Genomic DNA, 11,451 nt, shown 5'->3' with positions numbered 1-11,451 from the left:
AAGCTCTTTAACCAACGGGGTACAACCTTTAATCCATCGGCTGAGACAGTGCACTGCATTTTTACTCGTTGTACATCCGGGAAAGTACATCGCAGCAAGTGCAGCAAAAGATAAGACTCCTCTCATTCGTCTAAATTTTAATTTGTAGTTTTATTGTTTCCGACTACAAATATACAACATCAAAAAGCCGTTGTCAAGTCTTTGAGCACTTTAGCGTTAATCTATGTGGAAAATACGATATTAATATATTACACCACATTCCATCAATCTAACCCGCATACTGTTTATGACGTAAATTACGAGGAGATGATCCAAATGATTTCTTACAGAAATTTGAGAAATGAGGTAAAGACTCAAAACCGTATTTATAACATATCTCAGAAATGCTAATCTTCGAGTTAATCAGATCGTCAAGTATACCTTCTTTACGACGTGCCAACATCCATTCGTACACTGGTTCATGAAAAACATTCGTGAAAATACGGCGTAGTGTACTAACAGTATATCCCCCCAACTTAGCCAACTCTTCTACTGTCTTTACTTTCTTATAGTTTTGAAGAATGAAAAATTGGAAACTAGATGTATACTTCGAAAGTGGATGCACTAGAGTTGCCAAGTCATGATCGGAGTAATAATATCCCAAGACAAATGCCAATTCTTTACGTTTCAAACTTAATAGTTCCCGACACACTTTAGGGTCGCATAGATAAGCTTTGGTGCCTTCCAACAAACACAGTAATTCGGAAGTAATCTTCAAAGGGGAATAAATCAACGGAGAAGGCACCTTTTCCATTATGTAATTGAAACGAAAATCGCAAAATAGTTCCAGCTGATTGAAACTATAATAAATACATTCGGCATCATTCATTACAAGTAACTCAAATTTTGAGCCAAAAGCTTGAAGAATAAATTCTCCCGCAGTCAGCATTGTTCCTGCATATTCCTGACTATTAACGAGGACATCTCCCTTTAATACAAAAAGGAAGAAATTCTCCTCACATTTACGGACCGGTAAGTGAAAACCCCTGTGATGAAAAATATGTGTGATCGTATTGTCCACTGCTTTTGGGCAACTTTGACAATCCCAATTGCTTTGGCAGATAGAGGGCATATTTTACTGTTTGTTTCTGTTCGGAACAAAAATATATTAAATGTTTCATATTACCAAAAAAATGAAGGAAAATAGAATGTTTATAAAAGAACTACATGAATTACATTTCATCCACAGAAATGCCATTTTGGGACAACCTAACTTCAAACTCGTTATTAATAATGTTTTCAACCATCTCAAAAAATACCATATTTCAGATTCTTTACGCAATTTGTAAGGAATATCCAATGCCATAGACAAAGTATTGGAATCTATTACAACAAAAAGAGAATATGCCGGAAAAGACAAATAACATACCCGAAAATCGGGAAGAGAAAACGCTCACTGACCAGGGGTTATAGTTCTGCAAACTCTATGTGAACGGCGGGCTGAAATATGTCGGACGACTGAAGTACTCTCTTCAGACTGGTTCGAGATGGAAATGTCAGCCATCAAGTTGCAGATGACAGAGACATTGAAAGTCGTGATAAACGAGACTGCACGATAGATTACACCGACCGCTTCAATATACTGCTTTTACCAGCATCGCTACGGACCGTGTCTATCAATGCAGCCAAGGGGCACTTATAGAGATATTCCCCGTCAAATACATGGAAGAGACTCGTCTGCGGATCGAAGACGATGCCGGAAATATCGTATTCAATGTCATCATACCCCAAAATTCGTCCCAAAATGAAGAAACGCAGGATTGATCGCCTGTTCGTAGAAAACCTTTTCAGAAACAGGAGAAAGAACGAGAGCGGACAGATGCTGTTGGAGGAGATGTATGTGAGCAAGTTTATCTGATTTATACCTAAAAGTGCCATGATTTATGAATAAGCTAGCAGTGAAATGCGTCCTGCCGACAGTGGTGGCTCTCGATCCCAAGTCTTTGCAATTGACATTCGGCGAATACTAACGGTTCAGGCGGAAGATGCGGCAATCATCAAACGGCTGGGGTGAAAATCAAGAACCTCGAAGCAGCGGCGTGGCATGAAATCGAGGTGGCGGAACCTATCGACGCGGCTTTCTGCGAATCGGTCATCATCTGGGATACCTTGGTAGTCATGAGACAAAAGGTAGAGACACAGACTCCCCATATCGAGTTGAAAAGGTATTATCGAAAACGAACGATCGAAAGGCTCGATCCGAATTCTCGTGATGTTACAGCAGACCGTAGGCATGGATGAAATACAATAGCTATTGGCTCTGAAGTAGAGCCAAGATCGTACATCAGATGATCTCAAGCGACAACCCGTATATGGAAATCCGTTATTCAGAATTTATAAAAATAAAATAAAAAAATAAAAGGTTTTCCATCGGCATCTGCCAAAAAGAGAAACCTTTACTTTTTATACGGGTGCCGGCAAGACGATTCCATGCATAGACTGCTTGCCATACTCTTGATTTATAATAAAATATCAATATTAATACATGTAATATGGCAACAGTAAAAGTGAAATTTCGTGCTTCTTCCGTCCTGGCGAAGGAGGGCAAGGTATTCTATCAAGTGATTCATAATCGTGTGGTACGGCAAGTCAATCCCGGCTACAAACTCTATCCGAGTGAATGGGACACTGTAAACGCGGAAATAGTCTTCTCACCCGGTACGGGAAACGGCCGCCGGGTTTATCTGACCTCATTGAAATGCGCCTTGGAAGAGGATGTCAAGCGTCTTAAAAACATTATCACCCGTCTCGAACGAGCAGGCCAGAACTACACGGCCGAAGAGGTGGCGGAACGTTTCCTCATGTCTCCTGACACTGAGGGATTCATATCGTTCGGCAGGGAACTTGTCCAGCAGTTAAAACAAATCGGCAAAATACAAACCGCCGAGCGATACACGACCGTCCTGAACAGTTTCGGGAGGTTTCGCAAAGAAAAAGACGTGCTTTTAGAAGAGGTGGATTCCAATCTGATGGTCGAGTATGAAATCTTCCTAAACGCAAATGACGTGTGCCCGAATACCTCTTCCTATTATATGCGGGGATTACGGGCGATTTACAACCGAGCAGTCGAAAAAGAGTTGACCGTGCAACGATCCCCCTTCAAGCATGTCTACACAGGAATTGATAAGACTGTCAAACGTGCCGTGCCCCTGAAAATCATCCGTCAGATACAGGATCTGGATTTGAGTTTATATCCAGTAATGGATTATGCGAGAGACGTTTTCATGTTCTCGTTCTATACGCGAGGAATGTCATTCGTGGACATGGCGTTTCTGAAGAAAAAAGACTTGCAGAACAGTATTCTGTCCTATCGCCGGCATAAGACCAACCAGCAATTGTTCATCAAATGGGAGAAACCCATGCAGGAATTGATTGACAAGTACGACACGACTGGTTCGCCTTATCTATTACCTATCATCAAAAGCAACGGAAAAGATGAAAGACGGCAATACAAGAGCGAGGCGCACCGGATAAACAGAAACCTGAAGAAAATCGGCGAACAACTGGGATTGGCCATTCCACTGACAACATATGTCGCCCGACATGGCTGGGCAAGTATTGCAAAAAGCAAGAATATTCCTATTGCCACAATTAGCGAGGCGATGGGACATGACTCTGAAACTACAACACGCATTTATCTTGCCTCTCTGGATACTTCGGCAGTGGACAAAGCAAACCGTCTTATCTTAAAATCCTTGTAAAAAAAAACTAGAAATCCACGCCGTAAACTTTCTGCAAAGACATGATTTACGGCGATTTTCTTTTTATCAATGCAAATCCATAGGATATATCCTCACATTACTCAGACTAATTACAAATTGAAGATTTCTTTCAAAGAGAAGTATTCCGTATGCAAAGATATAAAAAACGGATATAAACAGAAATAAATCGATTACTTTTTTCCAAAAGAAGTATTACAGACCCCCAAAAGCATGAAAATCCATAAACATAACAGTGATAATAACTCTCCTTATAAGAAAAATAAAGTTGCGGAATAAAGTGGGAAGTGTTGAGTAAATAAGATTTTCTTCTTTCTATAAAAGAATGATAGTATGAAACTTACGCATTTCTGCACTTCTCTTTGAAAGAGAAATACCAAGAACGGAATAAGTGTTGAGTAAAAACTCAATTCTCTCCGTAAGAGATATATGTCAAGTACAAAAATACAAAATTTGCTAGAAACGAGGCGTAAAATGGACTTTTTTTTTTAGTTGTTTTAGCTTTATTTGAGTTCGCATATCAGATGTTTAGCAAATCTTATCTGCAAACAATCCATTCTCATCTGTTCTTCAGCTAATTATGGTTTGCGCTTTTCCTTATACATCTCTTACGGAGAGAAGTGGCGAAAAATGGAAAAAACTACAGGAAAAAGAAGATAAAAGGCATAATGAAACGGATTATTTTACTTCTGGCTATTGCTGTTATCGGCGTCGTTCAGAACGTTAAAGCTCAGGATGTAGCGTTAAAGACCAACCTGCTCGCCGATGGCTTCTTAAACCCGAACATCGGTATCGAAGTAGGTCTTGCCCCGAAATGGACTTTAGATATCACGGGGCAGTTCAATGCGTGGACTCTCTCGCACGACCGTCACTGGAAACACTGGGTTGTGCAGCCCGAAGTCCGTTATTGGTTGTGTGATCGTTTTGGTGCACATTTCTTTGGTGCACATTTACATGGCGGACAGTATAATATCGGCGGCTTTGACGGCAAAATCAACATGTTAGGAACAGATACCCAGAAACTGAAAGATTCTCGTTTTCAAGGCTGGTTTGTAGGTGCAGGCGTAGCATACGGCTATGCGTGGATTCTCGGTCACCATTGGAACTTGGAGGCGGAAATCGGTTTCGGCTATTCTTATACCCGTTATGATAAGTTTCGGTGTGCGGGATGCGGGAAAAAGGTAGAAACGAACAAGCCGCACCATTACGTGGGACCTACGAAAGTGGCCATTAACTTGGTTTATCTATTCTAAATTGAGACGAACATGAAAAGGACTATATTCATACTGGCAACCCTGCTGGGCATGGGAAATATGTCTGGAGTGGTAGCGCAAAACATAGAAAACATTATACCCGGTGTTTCCATTGAGAATTTCAATATGAATCGTAACGGCAAATACCTTACCGTAGAGATGGAGCTCCATTTGAGTGCACTTGACGTAGACGCCAATCGTGCCGTACTGCTTACTCCACGATTGGTCAACGGTGCGGATTCTCTGGATTTGCCGGCAATAGGTATTTACGGACGCCGTCGATATTATTATTATATACGAAACGGCATAAGCGCCATTTCTGGCGAGTCGGAAAAGTCATTCCGAGTATCAAAAAAGCCGGAACAACTGGAGTATAACAACCCTATCCTCTACGAAGACTGGATGAACGGAGCTACTCTCAAATTCCATCGTAGCGACTGGGGATGTTGTCAGGAAATACTAGCGGAATACGAAGGCATCGTGGGCCGTCATCGCGAGGCTTTCTTCCCTGAATTGATATTTGTGCAGCCCAAAGCTGAAATCATGAAAAGCCGTTCCCTGTCGGGATCGGCATACATCGATTTCCCTGTTGACCAGACGGTGATTTATCCCGACTACCGTCGCAATACCGTCGAACTGGGCAAGATACAGGCGACGATTGACTCCGTGCGCAACGACAAGGATGTCACCATCACGTCTGTATGGCTGAAGGCTTCGCTTCGCCCGAAAGTCCCTACAAGCACAATACGGAACTTGCCATCGGACGTACCGCCGCGCTCAAAAAGCACATAGGACAGTTATACCATTTTGACGACGGTATCATCCAAACCGACTACGAACCGGAGGACTGGACCGGTTTGCGACGTTACGTGGAACAATCGAACATCAACCACCGTGCGGAGATTCTGGCACTGATCGACAGCGACATGGAACCGGATGCCAAGGAAGCGAAAATCAAACGTACTTATCCCGATGAATATCGCTTCATGCTGCAACATTTTTACCCCGCGTTGCGCCATACGGACTACCGCATAGACTATAACATCCGCACGTTCAGCGAAGTGGAGGAGATAAAGCGCATCATGGCGGAGCAGCCGCAGAAATTGAGCTTGAACGAATTTTATCTCGTTGCCGGAAAGTATGAACCCGGTACGGACGAGTTCACGGACATCTTCCAAACTGCTGTGCGCATGTTCCCGAACGATGAGACAGCAACCTGAATGCCGCCAACGCTGCCATCCGGCGTGATGATTTCGGGACAGCACGCAAGTATCTTGACAAGGCCGGCGACTCCGCCGAGGCTGTCTATGCACGTGGAGCACTTACCGTGCGGGAGGGAGATTACGACATGGCACGCCGCTACCTCGGCAAGGCGAAAGAGATGGGACTTGAGCAGGCCAGCAGGACGCTTGACGAACTGGACGCAAGACAAAAATAATGCAATATAAACCAAAAGAAAAAACTAATTCAATCATTTAAAAAATAAAATCAATGATGAAAACATTCAAATTGTTTGTAAGTTTGTTCGGAATGGTACTATTTTGTGCATGTTCCGAAAATGACCTTCCGAATGTAAATGATGGCGAGGTTGAGAAGGAAGGCCGGTATATGGCCGTGGAAATCATTAGTCCATCCGCGGCAGGGACCAGGACAGGAACAGAACCGGGAAATGGCGACTTTGAAGAGGGCATCGGTACTCCGGATGAAAACAAAGTTAATTCACTACGCTTTTATTTCTTTGATGCCGTAGGAAACCCTGTCAGCATTGCTGTTGGTAATAAGAATTTTCTGGATGCAACTCCTGTTCCCGTGGAAGCTGGCAAAGATATGCCGAATGTAGAGCAAAAACTAAAAGCCATTATTGTAATCTCGCCGGAAAACCAAACCAAGGTTACTTCCATGATTGCCGTTGCCAATTTCGATATGGCGGGACTTGATAATAATAAGGACTATGGCCGTACTGAACTCGCAGGCCTAAATGGTGATTACAGTTCCGTATCTAAAGTCGACGGAACGGCCAATTTCATGATGACAAGTTCAACATATGCGGATGCAAATGGCCAGGTAACCCGTACCTATATAAAACCGGAAAATCTTTGCACCAGCGAGGAGCTTGCTTTGGCTAATCCTGTTAAGATTTATATCGAGCGTGTGGTGGCAAAAGTGAGGCTGAGCACCAACTGGAACAAAGTAGGCAAAGCTGTAAGTGGAAACCAGAAGGCAATTCCCGCAATGGAAATCGTCGAAAACGTGTCTTATAATGGAAAAACATACACGGCAGTCAAAGCCAAGGATAATAAAGGACAGGTTATTAAAAATGGCGATAAAGATGTATACATTCTTTTTACCAACTGGGATGTTACCGGTAAAGCCAATAAATCTCAGTTCATCAAAAAAGTAAATTCCACAACCGCCTGGGCAACCTTGAACGGTCTCTGGTTTTGGAATCATCCTGCTTACTACCGTTCTTATTGGGCTGTGAATCCAGCTAATGTTACACTTCTCTATCACACACATAATAACATCAAACAAAACATTGGTGGATTTACCTATTGTCAGGAGAATGCTGCAGACAATTTTGAAGAGGGGACAAAGAGTTCTTACAACCCGGCAAATACGACCAGCAATCGCACTCAAGCGATTATCGCTGCAATGCTGGTGACATTGGATGGAAGTAATAATGCAACCCCTATCAGTTTAGCAAAATGGGCAGGTGCCGAGTACACTGAAACCGGTGTAAAAACAGCAATGTTTGCACTTATCGAACATGGTATTTATGTAAAAGAGACTACAGGAGAAGGTGATTCGCAAGTTACAACATACAGAACCATTAACAAGGACGAGGTGAAATTGGTCACCGCTACGGAAGCAGGGAAAGCCAATGACCAATCAGAAGAAAGCAAAAGATACTTGAGCTATTTGAAGTTGACAGAGAATGCTGCTAAAAACAATGTATATTACAAGGATAGAGATGGTAAAGAACCATATAAAGATATTGACGCTGTAAATAAATATCTTTGCGATATGCCCGGAGCCAAAATATGGCATGACGGTCTAACCTATTATTATACGGATATCAAACATTTAGGTCAAGAACTTAACAATGCCGGATATGGCTATTATGGTGTTGTACGTAACCATATCTATGATATCAAGATAGAGTCGGTAACCGGTTTGGGTACTCCTGTTCTGAATCCGGATGAAAATATCATTCCGCAACACCCCAAAGAAGATAATGATACCTACATTGCTGTACAAATTCAGATTCTTTCTTGGCGTAGAGTTAACAACAACGTTGATTTGAAGTGGTAAGCATTAACCGATAGTCATTGCAAGCAGATGCGTCTGCCTTGTGCGGCAGACATTTCCATTGACAACAACGAGCAAGACGGGGAGCGCTCTTTCCTCACGGATTGCTATTTCCCCGTCTTGCTCTTTATAAACAAAAAGCACTTCCATGCTGGTGCAAAGAGAGGTGTGGACTCGGAAACCTGAACACGAGACAGGTATCCCACTTGACGAGAAAATCCGGATGCGGAAGTTCCGCACACCATATATAGAATAAGTAAGATATACATTCAAGAAAGAGTAAACGATATGAATATACGGGCATTGATAAGGAATGTGGCAGTCAGGATCTGCGTGACTTTGGTCTGCATGTCGGCTCTTACGTCCTGCAACAGCTGGCTCTATGAAGAAGAAGGCGACTGTTCGGTATATTACCGTCTCAGATTCCGCTACGACAGAAACCTGAAGTGGGCGGATGCTTTCGACAACGAGGTTTCATCGGTTCACCTGTATGCTTTCGACAAATCGGGTGTACTGGTATGGCAGCGGGAAGACCGGATCGATCCGTCGACAGCGGAAGACTACTCGATGCTGCTTGACCTGCCCTCCGGTGACTACAGGTTGCTGGCATGGTGCGGCCTGCGGAACGACGGCGAGCGCGAGGAGTCTTTCTCCGTTCCCGAGGCCATTGTCAGCAAGACGCGGATGGAGCAGTTGCAGTGTGCGTTGAACCGCGAGCGTGACGAATCAGGCGCATACAGCGATGCACATCTCTACCGCCTCTTCCACGGCACGCTGGATGTGTCGTTTCCTTCTGACGAGGACGGAGGCAGTTACGACTATACCATGTACCTGACCAAGAACACCAACCATATCCGCGTCATCTTGCATCATCTCTCGGGAGAGGATGTGGACGTCAATCAATTCAACTTCCGCATAGAGGACGAGAACGGGTTGATGGCCCATGACAACGAGTTGCTGGAGGATGAGAACATCACCTACCGCCCCTGGAAGTTGCAGAACGGCGAGGCCGGTCTGGGGAAAGACGCCTCCCGCGCCATCATCCATGTAAAGGGCGCCATTGCCGACCTGACCGTAGGACGCATGATGGAAAAACATCGTGAAAAGATGTTCCTTACCATCACTAATCAGGAGGGCGGGACTGTGGCCCGCATCCCCGTGATAGACTATGCTTTGTTGGCGAAGGACTATTATGAGGAGGAGTACAATCGCAAGATGGACGACCAGGAGTTTCTGGACCGCGAGGACGACTATGTAATGACATTCTTCCTTGACGAGAACCACAAGTGGATTAGCAGTCAGATACTGATTCACTCTTGGCGGGTGGTGTTGAATAACGTTGATATTGAATAATCAGGAAAAAGGATTGGATTGATGAAACCGAACATTATACATAGCATTGCAGTCTGCCTGGCGGCATTTGCACTGCCTTTTATGGTGGCGTGCAGCAATCAGGAAGAATCCTTGCCGGAAGTAGAGAGCAATATTCAGGCTGTTTTCACCCTCGATTTGGGAGATGCCGCTAATAGAAAGACCCGAGCCACCCCCACCGATGGGGAATATAACACGGGAAGCGGTCTGGAGAATTTCATTGACCTAACCAAGAAAAATTTCCGTTGTTACCTTTTCGGGTTGGACAACACCCCTGTCAGCGCACTGGAAGTTGCCAGCATCTATAATTTTGGAGAAAGTAAATATTCGATTCGCTTACGATTGAAAGATACAGAGGAAATAAGAAGCGCACTGACCACAGGTTGCCGCTTCGTGTTTTTGGCCAATTGGGGCAGTTACATCGATCCAACCCCCGAAATGACCATAGAGGAGCTTTGTTCCTCTTCCTTTGCCAAGTTCGAGTTTTCACAACAAAAAACTCAGCTCTCGGAAACAAATCTCATTCCAATGTATGGGGTGAAGGAATTCGAGAACGGTGTGCAGGATTTCAAAGACGGGAAAGAAGTTTCTGATATCGGCACACTGTACCTTCTCCGTGCCTATGCCAAGGTCGATGTGAATATTCTTTTTAAGGATTTCGAGGATGTTCCTGTAGTTACATCCGTGTCGCTGACACATTCCAGCAGCAAGGGCTACAAGGCTCCGGCAAATGTCACGAAGCAGAGCGATTATATCACCGGTTCATGGCTTACCGACTACACGCCTGTGAATATACCCAATGATGCGACCGATATTGATTTGACACTGACAAAAGACGAAAACACCAGACACTATGTGGCGTATGTGCCGGAATACAGGAATGTCAATGACTCAAAGGAGCCGGTTGGCAACCCATCACGCATAAAGATATGCTTTACTATTGGGGACACTGAGGCTGGGGGGCGTGAGGTAGAAGGATATGTCGATTTCCGCTATTCCGATACTCCGCCGACAGGTGTGTCCTCCGGACAATATTTCGACATCGCCCGCAACAACTGGTACAAGTTCGACGTCACCGTAAAAGGTAAAGATATAGATTGGATAGTTGATGTCATCCCTTTCACATCGGTAGAACTCAAACCCGATTTGGGTCTGGAAAGAGAGGAATTCACCGGATATATAATAGGTAAGGATGGCCAAGGCAGGGATTGCTGGTATGACGGTAATTATTACGACCCCGAAACAGCAGTTCCATTGTATCTTGGCCCAAAAGATAAGCCAGGAGAGTCTGTGACCATCAACGACAAAGAGTATCTGCTTGTGTATGCGGATTACGGGCTTCTCTCCGATGGGACCTATATATCCGGGTACGAGCGGACAGCAGCGAACCTTCACCATATATACGATAAAGAGACCCGAAGGAAATATCCTCTCTCTCCGGAAGGGAGGACCGGATATGAAGGAGTTATGGATACGCCAAATCCCTGGCTTGCGTATTATCTAAATGATCTGAAGCAGCAAGTATGGCTTGATGAGACGAATCTCAGGTTGAATTGCTGTCGAACCATAAACGAATGGGATAGATTGGAGTATAGTATCGTAGCATATAATTGGTCGGGATACGATCACGACTCTTATAACCCGAGATTCTGGTTTGACATTCTCGGCAACCGTTATCCATGGAAGGAAGGAGATACCGAACAAAAGAGAAAAGACATACTTGGAGAATGGGTAAAATACCTTGAGTGAGCTTACAACAT

General features: G+C 44.1%; 8 protein-coding genes and 1 pseudogene. 7 read left to right on the top strand and 2 right to left on the bottom strand.

Annotated features, from left to right (window positions below):
- Both JCM17102_RS30340 and JCM17102_RS10975 read right to left on the bottom strand, forming a co-directional pair.
- Positions 1 to 126, bottom strand: a 126-nt coding sequence (locus tag JCM17102_RS30340; protein ID WP_148302051.1) for a DUF4248 domain-containing protein, incomplete at its 3' end; no start/stop codon positions are given.
- Positions 127 to 268: 142 nt separating this feature from the next.
- Positions 269 to 1,111 (bottom strand): helix-turn-helix domain-containing protein, encoded by an 843-nt coding sequence (locus JCM17102_RS10975; RefSeq protein WP_025075149.1) that lies wholly within the window; start codon positions 1,109 to 1,111, stop codon positions 269 to 271.
- Positions 1,112 to 2,094: 983 nt separating this feature from the next.
- Between JCM17102_RS10975 and JCM17102_RS28990 the strand changes: the two genes are divergently transcribed.
- The 7 genes and pseudogenes from JCM17102_RS28990 to JCM17102_RS10930 all read left to right on the top strand — a co-directional run bounded on the left by JCM17102_RS28990 (position 2,095) and on the right by JCM17102_RS10930 (position 11,440).
- Positions 2,095 to 2,280 carry a hypothetical protein gene (locus JCM17102_RS28990; RefSeq protein WP_136498565.1) on the top strand — a complete coding sequence of 62 codons (186 nt, stop codon included), beginning with the start codon at positions 2,095 to 2,097 and terminating at the stop codon, positions 2,278 to 2,280.
- Between the two features lie 251 nt (positions 2,281 to 2,531).
- Positions 2,532 to 3,740 carry a site-specific integrase gene (locus JCM17102_RS10960; protein WP_025075148.1) on the top strand — a complete coding sequence of 403 codons (1,209 nt, stop codon included), beginning with the start codon at positions 2,532 to 2,534 and terminating at the stop codon, positions 3,738 to 3,740.
- A 686-nt stretch (positions 3,741 to 4,426) separates the two neighbouring features.
- Positions 4,427 to 5,011, top strand: coding sequence for a DUF3575 domain-containing protein (locus JCM17102_RS10955; protein ID WP_025075147.1), 585 nt, complete (start codon positions 4,427 to 4,429; stop codon positions 5,009 to 5,011).
- Between the two features lie 12 nt (positions 5,012 to 5,023).
- Positions 5,024 to 6,449 (top strand): annotated as a pseudogene (locus JCM17102_RS27230) (tetratricopeptide repeat protein).
- Between the two features lie 53 nt (positions 6,450 to 6,502).
- Complete coding sequence (locus JCM17102_RS10945; RefSeq protein ID WP_025075146.1) at positions 6,503 to 8,323, top strand: fimbria major subunit; 1,821 nt, start codon at positions 6,503 to 6,505, stop codon at positions 8,321 to 8,323.
- A 285-nt stretch (positions 8,324 to 8,608) separates the two neighbouring features.
- Positions 8,609 to 9,673: a FimB/Mfa2 family fimbrial subunit gene (locus tag JCM17102_RS10935; RefSeq protein WP_025075145.1), complete on the top strand. Its 1,065-nt coding sequence runs from the start codon at positions 8,609 to 8,611 to the stop codon at positions 9,671 to 9,673.
- Between the two features lie 21 nt (positions 9,674 to 9,694).
- Complete coding sequence (locus tag JCM17102_RS10930) at positions 9,695 to 11,440, top strand: hypothetical protein (protein WP_025075144.1); 1,746 nt, start codon at positions 9,695 to 9,697, stop codon at positions 11,438 to 11,440.
- Positions 11,441 to 11,451 lie beyond the last annotated feature (11 nt).

Source organism: Bacteroides faecichinchillae JCM 17102 (assembly GCF_000614145.1).
GTDB lineage: Bacteria > Bacteroidota > Bacteroidia > Bacteroidales > Bacteroidaceae > Bacteroides > Bacteroides faecichinchillae.
This window is presented reverse-complemented; position numbering and strand designations above follow the sequence as displayed.

Excerpts from the sequence above, each read along its gene's own strand:
- JCM17102_RS10975 (WP_025075149.1), bottom strand. The coding sequence starts at position 1,111 with ATGCCCTCTATCTGCCAAAGCAATTGGGATTGTCAAAGTTGCCCAAAA.
- JCM17102_RS10960 (WP_025075148.1), top strand. The coding sequence starts at position 2,532 with ATGGCAACAGTAAAAGTGAAATTTCGTGCTTCTTCCGTCCTGGCGAAG.
- JCM17102_RS10955 (WP_025075147.1), top strand. The coding sequence starts at position 4,427 with ATGAAACGGATTATTTTACTTCTGGCTATTGCTGTTATCGGCGTCGTT.
- JCM17102_RS10945 (WP_025075146.1), top strand. The coding sequence starts at position 6,503 with ATGATGAAAACATTCAAATTGTTTGTAAGTTTGTTCGGAATGGTACTA.
- JCM17102_RS10935 (WP_025075145.1), top strand. The coding sequence starts at position 8,609 with ATGAATATACGGGCATTGATAAGGAATGTGGCAGTCAGGATCTGCGTG.
- JCM17102_RS10930 (WP_025075144.1), top strand. The coding sequence starts at position 9,695 with ATGAAACCGAACATTATACATAGCATTGCAGTCTGCCTGGCGGCATTT.